Genomic DNA, 17,224 nt, shown 5'->3' with positions numbered 1-17,224 from the left:
TAAGATTATTATTGACACTAATATTTAATTAATAATTAGATTCTTATTTTAAGAATGGTATATGTTACACAATGGAACTACATCTATCGAAGGAATATTAAAAGATTGTGAAGAATTTTTCGACTGTGTAAAAGAACAACCTCAAGAGGTAAAAAGTTTTACATATAATGTAATTAATAAAGGAGCGCTTAGTTTAAAATATAGTATGAGTGGCATGTCATATCTTGCATTTGCTGCTTCATATGCAACTTACTTTGCTTCATATGTACCATATGGAACATCATATGCTGCTGATTTTGCCGCAGGTGTATCATCTTGCGCATCTTCTTGCTTAGATAGGGGTGAGAAAGGTTACGAGCAAAATATAATTGATCAAGGTATTCTTGGTTTAAAATATGGCATGGATAGTGTAACTTATACTATACGTAGTGCTTCATATGTTTTACGTGATGTTTCACATACTATGTGTAGCGCTTCTTATATTTTAGATAGTACATCAAAGGCTTTGTACAATAAATCACCCGCTTTAAATAAAGATAATATAGATTATGTCTGTACTACTGCTGATAAATATGTAGATAGTTTTAGCAATAATGTTGGTACTATGTTAAACTTAGCAAATAACAGTATACAAAATATCCTACCATCTATACCAATGGTTATTTAACATTTTACCCTTCTACCACAGTCTACTATATTGAAAAGAATATCAATGAAATAAAAAACACATCAATTTTAAATTGTATATTCTATAAAAGTACAGATAAAGTTTTGATAAGTAGAAATAGCTACTGTAATTTTGAATTAAATCTACACTCTCACATTATTTTTATAAATCCCTTTTTATATCCATAAATGGTTTGCAAAACAAGTATTAACTCGTATTAGAGCCTGCTTTAAATCCTCTGCATAGTTGATCTAAATTAACAGTAATAAAATTTAACACAGGCTCTCAAATTTCAATTTCTCATAAGAAGAAAATTATATTTGTTTGGGAGTATTCCCCAAACCATACGAGTCAAGTTAAAGTGTTAGAAGATTCAATGAACTTAACTTTCACAGAAAATTGTGACCAAGTTATGGCAAGCTTTTCAAGAAAGATCTTTAAGCCTTTAATTTTATTATTTAACGCTAAAAACAACTCTCTATTTTTAGTTCAATGAACGCCTTTCAGCTCTTTCAGTTTTGTACAACCCATGAAATATAAGAATTGCGCACAATTTAGCATATATTGTATCTTTAAGTTCATCACTTATATAATTTAAATAATTTACTCTGTAAATTGTTAATGGCGCTAATTTTACTGTCTGGAACATTAGTTATGAATATCGACCAATTTTTGATTCTTTTGAGAAGACTTTTTATTAGCCCTTCTTCTTTTGATCTCACTTTAATTTTTCCCTTTCTAGAAATTCTAAACAAACTCTATTTTTTGATTTGTTTCTATGTCATACATATTGGTATCGGATTTATAACGGCTAACAAAATAAGCTCCAGCTTCATCCATTTGTTTATTGGTACAATAAGTCAGATATTAGCAAATCATCAGTTGCCTCTATAACCCTGATCTGTTAGCTCATGATTTAGAATGTAATTTTATCCCATTCATAACCACTATACATATCCTTTATACAAATTTTCCATATCATTAGGTAGGCTAATATATCCTATGCTTTTAAATTGTTTTAAATTGTGAGATGTTTCTAAATAAAGTTGTTGTACATTCTTTTCATATTCAGTAAACCTAAAATTTAAACCTTACAGAATCTTCATTTAATAATTCTATCTATGCTACAACTCCTATGTTACCCAAAATCATTCAATTTCTTTTCTGTTATAGTTGATATTTCATCTGCTTTCTCATTACAAAATTCGTTGAGGATAAATTAGTTATTTTTCTCATTATAATTTTTTGTAATAAATTTAAGAGGCCTGTTTTTTTCTTCTCTCCACCAACTTCCCTTATCTGCACTCGTATGGTTTGGAGAATACTCCCATTTTCCCATTATTCAGAGTATACTAATACGCTGACTCTTTTTTCCAGATTTTGAAGCATTTCTGGTAATATCCATAAGTTCTGTATTATTGATTCGTACCAGACTTTTAGGTTGCTTCAAGAATTCTGCTCTTTATTTCTTTCCCTATATCCATAGGTCTTTTTTTAATCCAATTTTCTTCAGTTGAAAATTAATATTACCCCAAAGTTCAGCTATTTTCGATAGCTCCATGCTTTTTAGCAAATTCGATAAACTCATTCCAATTTTATGATTATAGCCAACGCTTCCAGGTTTTTTTGGTAAAAAGTCTCCTGCTTCTTTGCGTCTTACCTGCCACTCATATAATGTTCTATTTTATATCTTATAGCTACAGATTTTCTCCTTCGTCCAATTGCTTTTTTCCTTAAATCATAACTCTGGCATCAACCATCCTAAATCTTTATCTTATCTCATTCGGATCTTTAAAGGAAGGGCTATATTAATGGATAGAACTATAGAAGCACAAAAACCAAAGAGAAGCAAAACTAGCTGACCCACAAACCACCCCAGCCATACCTAATGAGCAAGGTGTTGCTGCTCAGCAGTTTTAACCTTAAATCTAGTGATGCAGAGGTATTTTATTAAACATTTCTGCATTATATTACATTGCTAGCTAAAGAAGAGAAAGCTTACTGCTGTTTAATAGCACACTGAGCAGCGGTGAGCTTGGCAATAGGAACTCTAAAGGGGGAACATGATACATAATCTATACCTAATTGTGCAAAAAAGTGTATTGACCTTGGGTTTCCTCCATGCTCACCACAAACACCAAGTTTTATTTTAGGTGATGCTTTTCTTGCTTTATCTACTGCAATTTTAATTAATTCTCCAACTCCATTAATGTCTAATACTTCAAAAGGATCATCTTTTAGTATTTTTTGCGTGTGATAATGACCTAAAAATTTCGTAGCATCATCTCGTGATAGTCCCATCGTTGTTTGCGTTAGATCATTAGTACCAAAACTAAAAAAATCAGCATGCTTTGCAATTTTATCTGCAGTGAGTGCTGCTCTTGGTAACTCTATCATAGTGCCAATTAGATAATCTTTTCTGTTATAATTAAAGCTTTTAGATATCTTCTCTATCATCGAGCATATAATGCTAAATTCAATTTCATCCATGATAAATGGAATCATTATCTCTGGGACAACTTTTATATTTTCTTCTTTTTGCAACTCCTCCACTGCAAAAAATATTGCTCTTGTTTGCATTTCATATATTTGAGGATGAGAAATTGCAAGCCTGCAGCCACGATGACCAAGCATTGGGTTTTTTTCTGACAATTCAAGTATTTTATTCTTTATATTAGATATAGACCTACCTGATGATTTGGCTACCTCTTCTATCACAGCATCGCTTTGCGGTAAAAACTCATGCAATGGCGGATCAAGTAATCTTATTGTGATTGGGTTACCTTGCATAATAGCAAATATTTCTTTGAAATCGTTTTTTTGTATTATCTCTAGCTTACTTAGAGCATGCTCCCGCTCTTTATCAGTATCTGCTGTAATTAATTCTTGAATAATTTTGATTCTATCAGTGGAAAAAAACATGTGTTCAGTACGACACAAGCCTATACCATCACTATTAAAACTCTGTGCAATTTTTACATCTTCAGGAGTATCAGCATTTGCTCTTACTCCCAATACTCTAATCTCATCTGTCCAACTCATTATAGTTTGGAAGACTTCAGAAGATTGAGATTGAACTATAGGTACTGCACCTTGAATTATTTCTCCATTACTACCATTTATAGTAATATAATCGCCCTTAAATATCTTTTCTTCTCCTACAGTAAAGAATTCTCCACTCTCATCAATACATATTCCATTTGTACCACATATGCATGGTCTACCCATCCCTCTTGCAACCACTGCTGCATGTGATGTCATTCCTCCTCTTACAGTGATAATACCGCATGAGGCATTTATCCCTTCGATATCCTCAGGATTGGTTTCAAGACGCACTAAAATTGCTTTTTGTTTTGGTACTTGTTTTGCAGCTTCAGAAGTAAAAACAACCTGACCACATACAACCCCTGGAGAGGCAGGTAAACCCCTAGCTATAACTTTATATCCACTTTTGGTCTCAATAATGGGATGTAATAGTTTATCTAATATATAGGGATCAATTTTAAGTATTGCTTTTTCTTTGGTGATTAGATTTTCATTTACCATATCTTGTACTATTCGTATCGTAGCTTCAGCAGTACGTTTGCCTGATCTAGTTTGCAGAATCCATAACTTGCTATTTTCTACAGTAAATTCAATATCTTGCATATCGCAATAATGAGCTTCAAGTTTATTACAAATAATACATAATTCTTGATAGACTTCTGGCATTAAATTTTCCATAGTTTTTTCACCTGAGCCATTTATTGGCCAAGGAGTAGTTGTTCCAGCCACTATGTCTTCACCTTGTGCATTAACTAAAAACTCACCAAAATATTCTTTTTGTCCAGTTGAAGGGTTGCGAGTAAATACTACACCAGTAGCTGAATTACTACCCATATTTCCAAAGACCATTGACTGTATATTAACAGCAGTACCAACTTCACCTGATATATTATGAATTCGTCTGTAAGAGGCTGCTCTGCTATTTTTCCATGAGTCAAATACAGCGATTATGGATGTATATAGTTGCTTATGTACGTCTTGTGGAAAATATAAACCGGTGTTTTTATATACAATGTCTTTAAAGTTAGTAACGATTTTTTGTAAAGATTTATAACTTAAGTCTGAGTAGTTTTGAGCATTATTTTTACGCTTTTCAATCTCGATAACATCATTAAACAATGAATGATCTATTTTTAGCACGATGCTGCCGTACACCTGAATAAAACGGCAGTAGCTATCATATGCAAAGCGTTCACCATTATACTTAATTAAACCCATTAGTGTTTCATCATTCAAGCCGATATTTAAAATAGTATCTAACATTCCAGGCATGGAACTGATACTTCCCGAGCGCACTGAAACAAGTAAAGGATTATTTATACCACCAAATTTACGTTCTGTTTCATTTTCAAGTAGTGTGATGTATTCTTTGCATAACTCATAAGAGAATTCACCATTTTTATGGTATAAGTTACAAGCAGCAGTAGTAATAGTAAATCCTGGAGGAACTGGTATATCAAGCTGACACATTTCTGCTAGGTTAGCTCCTTTTGTACCGAGTAAGTTGTACATACTGGCATCACCATCACATTTGTTTTTACTAAAATAGTATATTAACGTCTCCACCATGTATACATAAATAGAATACTTGCAAGTAATAAACTGCTAAATTCTTTAATCGTCAATAAATCTTCGTGTTAGAGAATATTATTCTGCGATTAAAAATAGTTATAAATTTTTAAATAAAGTATTGACATTATTTTTCTAATATTTAATACTAAAGCTATAGCTTAAGTTTTGCTTAAGTATAGATGTTTGAAAAGTATAAGAAATTAATGGTAGAGATTAATAATTAATCTCGATTCAATTAGAATTATAATGCAAATATTTAATTCTACATATATGTTACATATGTCTAAATAAATAAACATACAAGAGCGTTTGATGGATGCCTTGGCGTTAAGAGGCGATGAAGGACGTGGTAGACTGCGATAAGCTACGGGGAGCTGTCAGCAAGCTTTAATCCGTAGATTTCCGAATGGGAAAACCTAATTAGTTTTACTAATTATTATATACTGAATACATAGGTATATAAAGCAAACTTGGTGAACTGAAATATCTAAGTAGCCAAAGGAAAAGAAATCAAAAGAGATTCCGTTAGTAGTGACGAGCGAATACGGAATAGGCCAGTAATTTATGGATAAAAACTAGAATATTTTGGAAAGAATAGCTATAGTAGGTGATAGCCCTGTATAGGTAAAAAGTCTATAAATTCTTGAGTAGATCGGAACACGTGAAATTCCGTTTGAAGATGGGGGGACCATCCTCCAAGCCTAAATACTCCTTAACGACCGATAGTGAACTAGTACCGTGAGGGAAAGGTGAAAAGAACCCCTGTTAGGGGAGTGAAATAGATCCTGAAATCAAATGCTTACAAACAGCTGGAGCTTGATTATATTAGTGAGAGTAATCTTATTAGTATAATGTAAGTGACAGTGTACCTTTTGCATAATGGGTCAGCGAGTTAATCTGTTGAGTAAGCTTAAGCCGTTAGGTGTAGGCGTAGCGAAAGCAAGTCTTAATAGGGCGTTTAATTTAATGGATTAGACCCGAAACCAAGTGATCTAGCCATGACCAGATTGAAGGTGTAGTAAGATACATTGGAGGATCGAACCAGTTACTGTTGCAATAGTATTGGATGAGTTGTGGTTAGGGGTGAAAGGCCAATCAAACTTGGAAATAGCTGGTTCTCCGCGAAATCTATTTAGGTAGAGCGTTATATTAGATATTACTGGGGGTAGAGCACTGAATAGACTAGGGGGACTCATCATCTTACCAAATCTAATCAAACTCCGAATACCAGTTAATAGTTTTATAGCAGACACACTATGGGTGCTAAGTCCGTAGTGAAGAGGGAAACAGCCCAGACCGCCATCTAAGGTCCCAAAATTACAGCTAAGTGTGGAAGGAAGTGGGAAGGCCATTACAGCCAGGAGGTTGGTTTAGAAGCAGCCATCCTTTAAAGAAAGCGTAACAGCTCACTTGTCTAAATAATAAGCTTTTCTGCGCCGAAAATGTAACGGGGCTAAAGTTGTATACCGAAGATGCGGGTATTTATATTATATAAATACGGTAGCGGAGTGTTCCGTAAGTCTGTGAAGGTAGTTTGAAAGAACTGCTGGAGATATCGGAAGTAAGAATACTGACATAAGTAGCGTAAAAGAGTGTGAAAATCACTCTCGCCGAAAACCTAAGGTTTCCTACGTTAAGTTGATCTGCGTAGGGTTAGTCGGTCCCTAAGGCAAGGCCGTAAAGGAGTAGTCGATGGGAATTAGGTTAATATTCCTAAACCTTGTAAATGTGACGAATTTTGTAGTTAGTGTAGATCTTAATGGATTGATTTATGCTGGTGAAAAGTTCCAGGAAATAGCATTTACTTTAAATAGACCGTACCGCAAACCGACACTGGTAGGTAGGTAGAGTATACTAAGGCGATTGAGAGAACGATGTTGAAGGAACTCGGCAAATTGTATCTGTAACTTCGGAAGAAAGATAACCTGCTTTTGGGCAACCATAAGTAGGTGGCACAGAAGAGGGGGTGGCAACTGTTTATTAAAAACACAGGACTCTGCAAACACGTAAGTGGAAGTATAGGGTCTGACGCCTGCCCGGTGCTGGAAGGTTAAGAGGATGAGTGCAAGCTTTGAATTGAAGCCCCAGTGAACGGCGGCCGTAACACTGACGGTCCTAAGGTAGCGAAATTCCTTGTCGGGTAAGTTCCGACCCGCACGAATGGCGTAATGATTGCCCTACTGTCTCCAACATCGACTCAGCGAAATTGAATTCCCCGTGCAGATGCGGGGTACCCGCGGTTAGACGAAGAGACCCCGTGCACCTTTACTATAACTTTACATTGATGCTAAGGATCTAATGTGCAGGATAGGTGGGAGACAATGAAGTTGTGATGCTAATTGCAATGGAGTCTTCCTTGAGATACCACCCTTTACGTTTTTGGCATCTAACTATACTTCATTAATCTGGAGTTAGGACATTGTATGGTGGGTAGTTTGACTGGGGCGGTCACCTCCTAAAAAGTAACGGAGGTGTGCGAAGGTAGGCTAAAGCTGGTCGGAAATCAGCTGTATAGTATAATGGCATAAGCCTGCCTGACTGTGAGGCTGACAAGCCAAACAGAGACGAAAGTCGGTCATAGTGATCCGGTGATTCTGTATGGAAGGGTCATCGCTCAACGGATAAAAGGTACGCCGGGGATAACAGGCTGATGGTGTTTAAGAGTTCATATCGACGACACCGTTTGGCACCTCGATGTCGACTCATCACATCCTGGGGCTGAAGAAGGTCCCAAGGGTTCGGCTGTTCGCCGATTAAAGTGGTACGTGAGTTGGGTTTAGAACGTCGTGAGACAGTTCGGTTTCTATCTGCCGTGGGTGTAGGAAATTTGAGAAGGCCTGGTTCTAGTACGAGAGGACCGAGCTGGACATACCTCTGGTGTACCAGTTGTTGTGCCAACAGCATAGCTGGGTAGCCACGTATGGATAGGATAATTACTGAAAGCATATAAGTAAGAAACCTTCTTCAAAAATAGATTTCCCTATTAGAGCCGTAATAGACTATTACGTTGATAGGCTGGGTGTGGAAGTATGGTAACATATGAAGCTAACCAGTACTAATAGCTCAATTGGTTTATTTGTCTTGCATATGTGAGTATATGTAGAATTAAGTTTTTGTAATATTTTAATTGGCCTGGTGGTTATAGCGAAAATGAAACACCTAATTACATTTCGAACTTAGAAGTGAAACTTTTCAGCGCCTATGGTACTCTATATAAGGGGAGAGCAGGTCGTTGCCAGGCTTATTAAAGTATTTATTTTCTTTTTTTAACTGTATTGATTTCTTCAACTGTATTGATTTCTTCTAATGTTAAGTTAGGTTTATCCTTTGTTAATATTTTATTTATTTTAAAGATTTTGCTAATACATTTGTTTATTATCACATTACTTTTAATTGGAAATAAAAGTAATGTGAGTAATTCTTGTTGATACGCTGAATTAATATCTTTTTTAATTCCCTTAATAAATTGCTTTCCTTCATTAGATTCTATAATTCTGATGCAAAATTTTATGATATTAAATATTTCTTTAAGCATACAATAACTATTGTGATGAAGTTAACCAAATTTTAGCATAATTTATTTAGCTGTAAATGTTAAACTTTTATTAATTTAAACGTGCATTTTCAGTTTATTTAAGCAAAAAGTTAAATCTTTTTTTAAGATTTGAAGATTAGCTTTTATACTACTTTTGTTAGCTATTAGAATGTAATAATGACCACACTTTGCATTTTGCGTGATGATATTTTTTGAAATTATACGAAAATACCTTTTTATTTTATTTCTTTGAACAGCATTTCCTGATTTTCGACTAACAATAAACCCAACTCTAGTAGCGTTAAAATAACTCGCTTTGCTTTCTTTTACAACTCGTAATGATAAATAATTTGAATTTGTAAATGAACAATTCTTTAACGCAAATAAAAAATCTTTTTTTTTATGACAAGTAACTTTTTCATGCACATAAAACTTTGCGTTTTTGAGCACGCCTTCTGTTTAAGATTTTTCTTCCCCACTTAGATGACATTCTTGCACGGAAACCATGCCTACGCTTTTTTACTATATTGCTTGGTTGATATGTCCTCTTCATTTTATAAAAAATATTATATTAATTAAATTAAGTTATATGACATTGATATTGTCAACTAATTTGTTAGTAGTGGAAATATTAACAAATGTAAATCTGATTTTTATCTCTTTAATTTAACTTTTCTAGTAAATCTGATAAACTTATTTAAGTTAAAGTATTTAATTCATGATAATGTTTTTTCTTATCTTTTTACTTTCTTATAGCCTATTTTTTTGTAAAAAGGTAAACTGTACTAATAAAGCTAGGCTTCATTGCTTATTTATTTTGTTGCTTACATGTTTTTCTTTAATGCTTTTTTTGTATAGCAGTCACTATAATCTGGTTTGCTTTATTTTTATATTGTTTCTCTCTCTAATTGTAATAGATAAAAAACACAAAATATTAAAATATTTATTATTTTTTGCAATAGCAGTATCTTTTTCTGTAACACTGTGCATATTATCTTCTGTTTTTTTTCAATCTCTTGTATTTTTCAATGAAGTACCAATATCAAAGTTCTTGTTCAGTTCTAACTGGAATCATAATGCAACTATATTTGATGATAATATAGCTAATGATTTTGGAATTGTTCCTTTATTAGTCGGTACTTTATTAGTTACAGTAATTGCAATTTTAGTTGCAGTACCTGCTGGCTTATTTTCTGCTGTATATATTGGTGAATATGCAAATAAGAGAGTGCGTTATGTGATTAATATGACATTGGAAATTTTATCTGCAATACCAACTATTGTATATGGGTACTTTGCTGTGATTTTTTTATCACCATTTATAAAAAAATTAGCTGAGCTTATTGGACTCAGTGTACAGTCAGAAAATGCCTTAGTAGCAGGTGTTGCTATTGGAATAATGATTTTCCCTTTTGTTACTTCTTTAATGGAAGATGCAATAAGATCTGTACCAAAATCTTTGCGGTATGGATTTATGGCGCTTGGTGCAACTTCAGCAGAAACTGTTTGGCATATAACGTTGCCTTATGCTTTCCCTACAATAATTAGCTCAATATTGTTAGCTATTTCAAGAGCAGTTGGTGAGACAATGATTGTTTTAATGACAGTTGGAATAAATGCTCAACTAACCTTTAATCCTTTACGTTCTGTTACCACTGTTACTGTGCAAATTGCTACATTGCTTACAGGTGATCAAGATTTTAACAGCATACAAACTTTAGCTGCTTATGCTCTCAGTTTAACACTTTTTGTTATCACTTGGTCACTTAATGCCATTGCTTTATTTATAATAAAAAGAAAGTAATCTTTATTAAGTTTATTATTGCAAAATAGCCTCATACTCCTTATCCTTTAAAGAAAGTAAAGATTACAATGAGTAAAAGCAAAACAGATAATAAAAGAGGTAATATAGGTAAGGTGATTAAGGTCACTCAAGCAGTTGTTGATGTTAAATTTGATGATGCCTTACCTAAAATATTAAATGCTTTAAAGAGCAAGATGGATTACAACGATAAGAAGTTGATATTAGAAGTTTCTCAACATATAGGGGACAACATAGTACGTTGTATTGCAATGGGTAGTACAGATGGTATAGCAAGGGATGATGAGTTTATTGATACAGGGACTCCAATGTCAGTTCCTGTCGGTCGCGGGACGCTTGGACGCATATTTGATGTAACTGGTCAAATAATAGATGGTTGTGAATTACCTGCTAAGAATAAGTTTTGTATGCGTCCTATATATTCAGATCCACCAAGTCTGGTTGATCAAAAAGTTACAGATGATATTTTAGTTACAGGTATTAAAGTAATTGATTTATTGGCTCCATATTTGAAGGGTGGTAAAATTGGTCTTTTTGGTGGTGCTGGAGTTGGTAAAACAGTTCTTATAATGGAACTTATTAACAGTATTGCTAAGGCTCATAAAGGATTTTCTGTTTTTGCTGGTGTTGGTGAGCGTACTCGTGAGGGAAACGATTTATATCATGAAATGATTACTTCAGGGGTGATAAACCTGCAGGATCATGAAAAATCTCAAGCTGTCTTAGTTTATGGCCAGATGAATGAGCCACCTGGGGTAAGAGCAAGGGTTGCTTTAACTGCCCTTACTATGGCTGAATATTTTCGTGATGATGAGAGACAAGATGTGTTATTTTTTATAGATAATATCTTTAGGTTTATTCAAGCTGGCTCTGAGGTTTCGACTCTTCTTGGTCGTATTCCTTCTGCAGTTGGTTACCAACCAACACTTGCAGTCGAAATGGGAGCTATGCAAGAAAGAATAGCATCAACAGATAAAGGCTCTATTACTTCTGTCCAAGCAATATATGTTCCCGCTGATGATTTAACTGATCCTGCACCAGCGACTACTTTTGCTCACCTTGATGCAACAACTGTACTATCAAGACAAATTGCTGAACTTGGCATATATCCTGCTGTTGATCCTTTAGATTCGACCTCTCAATCTTTATCTGAAAGTGTTATTGGCAAGGAGCATTATGAAGTTGCATGCGAAGTAAAACGAGTGTTGCAAACTTATAAATCATTACAAGATATTATTGCCATACTGGGAATGGATGAACTATCAGAAGAGGATAAATTAACTGTAGCTAGAGCGAGAAAAATTCAAAAGTTTTTATCACAACCTTTTCATGTCGCTGAAGTATTTACTGGGATGCCTGGTAAATTTGTCCCCCTTGATGAAACTATTTCTAGTTTTAAAGATATTACTTCTGGTAGGTACGATGATTTACCGGAAGCTGCTTTTTATATGGTAGGGAATATAGATGAAGCAGTAAAAAAAGCTGAAGGATTGAAAAAGAATGGATGAGTATTTTAGAGTCGAATTTTCTTCTCCTGATGACATAATCATTTTTGATAATGTTTACCTGCTTTCCCTTTGTTCGATAGAAGGAGAGCTTACTATCTTACCAAATCACAGTTCTTTTATAATTTACCTTCTCCCTGGTCCGGTAACTCTTAAAACTTTGGAAGGAAAAGAAGAAAAAGTTATAATTGATGATGCAGTACTTAAAGTTGCCAATAATGATTGTAGCATCATAACAAGCAAGCTACAAAAAGGTGATATTAATGGGCATAAAAAGAAAACTAGTATGCAGCATTATTTTGACTATATTGCTGCAGAAAAAGAAAATCAAGACATGAGAAATTAAGTATGGAATTTTTTCTTGATAGTACAAACTTGGATGAAATAAAGGATTTAAGTGAATTTATTGATGGTATTACCACAAACCCATCACTGATTGCAAAGTCTGAAAAAAAGAGTGACGTATTAATTGCTGAGATCTGTCTAGCAATAAAAGGGCCAGTAAGTGCTCAAGTTACTGCAACTGATTGCAATAAAATGATAGAAGAAGGATTGAAGCTAGCAAAAATAGCTAAGAATGTTGTTGTTAAACTGCCACTTACTTATGATGGCTTGCGTGCATGCAAAGTTTTATCAGAAAAGCATAAAATTAAAGTGAATATTACATTGTGTTTTTCTACCGCACAAGCTATTTTGGCCGCTAAAGCGGGTGCCTATTTTGTTTCCCCATTTGTTGGGCGTTTAGATGATTTAGGTTTTGATGGTCTTTCCTTGATAGAAGATATCGCTACTGTGTATAATAATTATGCTAGATTGAACACTAAAATACTTGTTGCATCAGTACGCAGCCCAGTTCATGTAGTTGAAGCAGCAAAGGTTGGTGCTGATGTTGTAACAATGCCAGTTAAAGTATTAAAGCAACTATTTAACCATCCTCTGACTGAGAATGGTTTATCAAGTTTTCTGCAAGATTGGAATAAAAGTAGCCAGAAATAATTCTTAAACTTAAATTTTAGAAAATATAAGCAAAATTTAAAACTTATTCTCATCTCATTAGATATAAATTAGTATTTTATACTAAATATAGATATAGAGTTCTAACGGGTGCAGTAGCAATAGGAAAATTATTAGAGAGTGTAAATTACGTGGATGTTATAAGTACCCTGATTCAAATACATATGCTGATTTCTGTGCCTCCAACTATCCAAATTGGTTCATCAAGCATATCAAAGGAAGGAGTAGTTGTAAGCCTACTTCAAACCCCAATTCTGGGTTAGGAGGAAGTAAAAAGAAAGAAAACAGAGCATAAATATTTAGAGATAAAGGACATGAAGAAAGATATTTTACGTTTCATCGATGACTTTTGCAAAGTAGTTGATCAAAACTTCCAAAACAAGTTACTACAGTATTTCCTAAACTGAACGACAAACTTCTGTTGATCAACAGGAAGGAGAAAGTTGATGCGTTTGAGCCAACTTTTGATTATATGCCAACAATGCTCAATCGAATTGAGATCCGGAGAATATGATAGAGCATTTTCTATTTTTTTAGCGATTTCATGAAATGCTGCATTATCCATAACTATCCGCGTTGTAGAGCTTATCCACAAACCAAGGAATGTGTATTGTAATACTGCATTCAACATGGAATAGATATTGAGATTGTCAAAAGTGCAGATTTTTGGTGCATAAACACCAGAATTGTTTTCACAACGAGATCCAGGATTTACACAAAAAGATGGGCAGTAGTTTTGCTTGGATTAATAGAAATAGGAGGTTATCAAAAGAGTATGATCTGCTAACTACATCATTTTATATATTTAGCTATGAGTAAGGCTATGTTAAGTTGGGAATATTCTTGAATTTACTGCTTTGTAAATAAGTTCTAAATCATAATCTATCCTTGGGATATATGGCAAAAAGAGTCTTATCCTTATTATTTAAACACTGATATTTTAGATACTTTTTTACCCAAGAAATTGTAGATTGTTATTGAAATTATATGATAAATTAATTTATTTATTCTTAATAGATATTAATATCTTAATATGGAGAAAAAATGAACAATGATGCAAATACTACCCAAAATAGAGCCCTGAATGAAAGACAACAATTCAAAGTTTTTAGTAGCAAGTAGTAGAAAATAGTGAAGTCATGGAGCTTATATTGTATAGGGAAATGTTAGATATACAGATTAATGGATAATAAAATCTTTAATTTATGATTTAAAGAGTGTAGAAATGATGCATTTCTATATAATAACCCATAAAAGATATTTTAGTTTTAAAGAAAAAGATAGATAGTGATATAATTGTATTAAGTTTATGTTAAAAATTGCCACCTGAATTCTATACGCAAACGGATTATGCAGCTTTATTACCAAAGATGAAATTGATATTATAATGCTGCAAGAGATAAAAATGAGCAGTTTCCTTATGAACAAATCAGGTTATAAATGATGGATAAAAAGCTAGGTTGCGATATTATCAAATAGTTGAGAAGAACAAGTATTATTGATAATGAAGTTATTTAGAATGTTTGATTGAATGTAGTTTCTTTTTTTGACTTATACCAATACATTATGCTACTGAAATGTATAAAACAGTTTAATCTTTTTGTAATTTTTTGATCTCATCTAAAGGTAAGCCGGTAAACTTGACAATGGTGTTTACATCAACATTATTGGCGAGCATTGTTTTTGCCACTTCAATTTTGCCTTTTTCAGTACCGATTTGGATGCCTTTTTCAGTACCGATTTGGATACCTTTTTCAGTACCGATTTGGATACCTTTTTCAGTACCGATTTGGATGCCTTCAATTTTCCCTTCATCGAATTTTTGAGCTAAAGCAGCGATTTCATCTCTAAGACGTTTTTTTCCTTGCTCATAGGCTGATAATTCTTGTTCTGACCAGTTAAATTTATTCATTTCCTCATAGGCACGTTTAATAATTAAATCACTACCAACTATTTTATCTAAGTCCTCTTCCCTTGTTTCTGCGGCATATTTAAAGAAATAACACCATTTTTCAACAATATTTTCTAATTGATCTTCTTTAGTCTTAGAAAACTTGGGTAGTTCAATAAATGTAAAGTAGATGTCTTTTAAATCATGCTCAAAGCTATCTCTATCTAAAATAACATGATCTGACTTATAGCCTATTTTGTCAGGAAAAATAATGCAATCAGCAACAGCAACAAAGATTATTTCCTTAAGATTATGATATTTATCCCCTTGATCTGCTTGACCTGAATAGGCTTTAGCGGCATAGTATTGAGCACGTTTTTCAAAGCCTTTGGTTTTAGTGAATTGCATCTCGACAATATATTTGATGTTTTGAGAGTCCTTACATAAAATATCAACTATGCTCTGTTTTTTAGAGGCAATCTCAGGATCTAAAACAGTGGTTAAAAACTCAACTTCCAAAATTGCACCTAAACCAGTAAAACCAAGAATATCATTAAGAAAGTGAATGAGGATATCTTTATTCTTTTCAGAACCGAATATTCTCTTGAAGGCAACATCATTGCGAGCATCGAGAAATTTAGAAATAGTCATATATAGAAAGGGAATAAAACCTTAATAATTATACCCTATTTAAAGTAACTTTACTAAATAAAATTAAGGATGCATTTAGAATACAAGGAATTTAGCCTGTGGGATTACCGAATGGCAACAAAATAAGGGTATGAGAATAGATCACATTCTACTATCACCAGAAGCGACAGACAGATTAGAACAACAAAATGCATCAGATCATGCTCCGGTTGTGTGTGTTTTAGAAGAAAGTGTCAGCTATTCCTTTTAAAAAATCTTAATTTTATCAGAGTTATGCTATTATTTGTAAATGCGTTTAAATAAAAAATATAATCATGCCAGATGTACTAGAAGAGAGATTAAAAAAAGAATTGTTTGATATAGGAACATTATCAATTAAATCAAATGGTGAAGACGTAGATATTTCAGAAGCAGAAAAGCAGCCTGTTGAAACGATAGATAAGAATTCTATACAAGTTCAATATAAGGATGAGAGGGTAGATAATTACTTTTTAGAGCAGATTCGCAAATGTAGCTTAGAATGTAATATAAAAAATGATGAAGCAGATAACCAAAAACATAACCAACTAACTCCTGAAAGTGGTATAGATGGCTTGCCATGCTTTCCTAGTAAAGTAAAAGAGTATAAAGAAGAAGATGAGAAATCAATCGATTCTAGCATTACTGGCAGTGAATATAGTTCAAGAGCTCTTGATCACCTTCGGTTTTTAAAAGAAATACAAAACTTCCCTTTGGGTCAAAAGGATGATCAATGTACCCTAAAAAATAAGGAAGATGAATACAATACAGAATCAGAAAAAACTGCTATTTCATGTGCTGAATCTGTACTGCAAACTGATGAAACTTATTCCGACTCTGCCAACTGGAGTTCTGAGGAAGATTCAAGTTGTAGTTCCGATTACCTACTTCCAGAAGATTCCTTTTTAATGAAGCTGGAAATACCATTAACTGAAAGTGAAAAGAGTCTGATAGATGAATTTTATCAAAAAATGGCAGAGGTAGAAGCACAAAATGACCAAGAGCGTAAAGAGAATATACATAACCCTAATATAAATTGTACTGAGAATGCTTTAAAACGCATCAAGTGTCTAGTCGATGAATATTTGAAGAGAGGGATAAGGTTGAATTCATCTTATAATGATAGCACTGTAACGAATTTAATATTTGAAAAAATGAAAGGTGTTCTTGACGATGTTGTAGCTGTGCGTCCCTCAACACATAGAGTTGGTGAGGGATGTGATCTGACTGAAATTATGAAGAGGAGGAAATATTAATGGGCGGTAATTTAAAAATTATAAGAAATATCATAGAAGATTTGCTTATAAAAGGTGGTAAAGTAAAACACAGTTTTTTCTATTATGATAGATTAACACATGTAACTTATGATATTGATTATGATCTTTTTTAAAAGTGTAGGAAGATTGACAGCAAGCTTAAAAACGTAGCATACAACAGTGTTATAAATAAAAATAAGGATGATTTTGAAGTAGCAATAGATAATGGTTATTTTTACATAAAATGT

Annotated in this window: 12 protein-coding genes, 2 rRNA genes and 3 pseudogenes; 10 read left to right on the top strand and 7 right to left on the bottom strand. The window is 33.4% G+C overall.

What is annotated here, in order from left to right:
- Positions 1–61 precede the first annotated feature (61 nt).
- Entirely contained in the window at positions 62–667 is a 606-nt protein-coding gene (locus tag AACL19_RS05700; RefSeq protein WP_339045530.1) for a hypothetical protein, read from the top strand.
- A gap of 523 nt (positions 668–1,190) precedes the next feature.
- On the opposite strand, the pseudogene AACL19_RS07150 reads toward AACL19_RS05700, so the two are convergent.
- The 3 genes and pseudogenes from AACL19_RS07150 to ppdK form a co-directional block, all read right to left on the bottom strand.
- A pseudogene (locus AACL19_RS07150) lies at positions 1,191–1,534 on the bottom strand (IS4 family transposase); the annotation flags it as partial.
- A 478-nt stretch (positions 1,535–2,012) separates the two neighbouring features.
- Positions 2,013–2,389: pseudogene (locus tag AACL19_RS05690) on the bottom strand (IS630 family transposase); the annotation flags it as partial.
- A 276-nt stretch (positions 2,390–2,665) separates the two neighbouring features.
- On the bottom strand, positions 2,666–5,281 hold the full coding sequence (ppdK, locus tag AACL19_RS05685; protein WP_339045529.1) for a pyruvate, phosphate dikinase: 2,616 nt from the start codon (positions 5,279–5,281) through the stop codon (positions 2,666–2,668).
- Positions 5,282–5,573: 292 nt separating this feature from the next.
- Between ppdK and AACL19_RS05680 the strand changes: the two genes are divergently transcribed.
- Both AACL19_RS05680 and rrf read left to right on the top strand, forming a co-directional pair.
- Positions 5,574–8,364: ribosomal RNA gene (locus AACL19_RS05680) — 23S ribosomal RNA — on the top strand.
- Between the two features lie 51 nt (positions 8,365–8,415).
- A 5S ribosomal RNA gene (gene rrf / locus AACL19_RS05675) occupies positions 8,416–8,525 on the top strand.
- 12 nt (positions 8,526–8,537) lie between these two features.
- Here the strand turns inward: rrf and AACL19_RS05670 are convergent.
- From AACL19_RS05670 to rpmH, 3 genes are all read right to left on the bottom strand, one after another.
- Entirely contained in the window at positions 8,538–8,819 is a 282-nt protein-coding gene (locus tag AACL19_RS05670; RefSeq protein WP_339045528.1) for a hypothetical protein, read from the bottom strand.
- A 75-nt stretch (positions 8,820–8,894) separates the two neighbouring features.
- Positions 8,895–9,245: a ribonuclease P protein component gene (gene rnpA / locus AACL19_RS05665; protein ID WP_339045527.1), complete on the bottom strand. Its 351-nt coding sequence runs from the start codon at positions 9,243–9,245 to the stop codon at positions 8,895–8,897.
- Entirely contained in the window at positions 9,238–9,372 is a 135-nt protein-coding gene (gene rpmH / locus AACL19_RS05660) for a 50S ribosomal protein L34 (RefSeq protein WP_339045526.1), read from the bottom strand. Before rpmH ends, rnpA begins: the two co-directional genes overlap by 8 nt.
- A gap of 165 nt (positions 9,373–9,537) precedes the next feature.
- Between rpmH and pstC the strand changes: the two genes are divergently transcribed.
- From pstC to AACL19_RS07145, 5 genes and pseudogenes are all read left to right on the top strand, one after another.
- A complete protein-coding gene (gene pstC / locus AACL19_RS05655) occupies positions 9,538–10,623 on the top strand; it encodes a phosphate ABC transporter permease subunit PstC (RefSeq protein WP_410519852.1) in 1,086 nt (361 codons plus the stop codon).
- 68 nt (positions 10,624–10,691) lie between these two features.
- Complete coding sequence (gene atpD, locus AACL19_RS05650; protein WP_339045524.1) at positions 10,692–12,149, top strand: F0F1 ATP synthase subunit beta; 1,458 nt, start codon at positions 10,692–10,694, stop codon at positions 12,147–12,149.
- A complete protein-coding gene (locus AACL19_RS05645) occupies positions 12,142–12,492 on the top strand; it encodes a F0F1 ATP synthase subunit epsilon (RefSeq protein WP_339045523.1) in 351 nt (116 codons plus the stop codon). The genes atpD and AACL19_RS05645 overlap by 8 nt, the downstream gene beginning before the upstream one ends.
- Before the next feature lie 2 nt (positions 12,493–12,494).
- Positions 12,495–13,142, top strand: coding sequence for a fructose-6-phosphate aldolase (gene fsa / locus AACL19_RS05640; protein ID WP_339045522.1), 648 nt, complete (start codon positions 12,495–12,497; stop codon positions 13,140–13,142).
- Positions 13,143–13,892: 750 nt separating this feature from the next.
- Positions 13,893–14,007 (top strand): annotated as a pseudogene (locus AACL19_RS07145) (IS5 family transposase); the annotation flags it as partial.
- A gap of 744 nt (positions 14,008–14,751) precedes the next feature.
- Here the strand turns inward: AACL19_RS07145 and AACL19_RS05630 are convergent.
- Positions 14,752–15,702, bottom strand: a complete 951-nt coding sequence (locus AACL19_RS05630) for an Rpn family recombination-promoting nuclease/putative transposase (RefSeq protein WP_339045521.1) — start codon at positions 15,700–15,702, stop codon at positions 14,752–14,754.
- A 314-nt stretch (positions 15,703–16,016) separates the two neighbouring features.
- Between AACL19_RS05630 and AACL19_RS05625 the strand changes: the two genes are divergently transcribed.
- Both AACL19_RS05625 and AACL19_RS05620 read left to right on the top strand, forming a co-directional pair.
- A complete protein-coding gene (locus tag AACL19_RS05625; RefSeq protein WP_339045520.1) occupies positions 16,017–16,976 on the top strand; it encodes a hypothetical protein in 960 nt (319 codons plus the stop codon).
- Positions 16,976–17,110 carry a hypothetical protein gene (locus tag AACL19_RS05620; protein WP_339045519.1) on the top strand — a complete coding sequence of 45 codons (135 nt, stop codon included), beginning with the start codon at positions 16,976–16,978 and terminating at the stop codon, positions 17,108–17,110. The genes AACL19_RS05625 and AACL19_RS05620 overlap by 1 nt, the downstream gene beginning before the upstream one ends.
- The last annotated feature ends 114 nt before the right edge of the window (positions 17,111–17,224 follow it).

It is taken from the genome of Candidatus Mesenet endosymbiont of Agriotes lineatus (genome assembly GCF_964019585.1).
GTDB lineage: Bacteria > Pseudomonadota > Alphaproteobacteria > Rickettsiales > Anaplasmataceae > Mesenet.
This window is presented reverse-complemented; position numbering and strand designations above follow the sequence as displayed.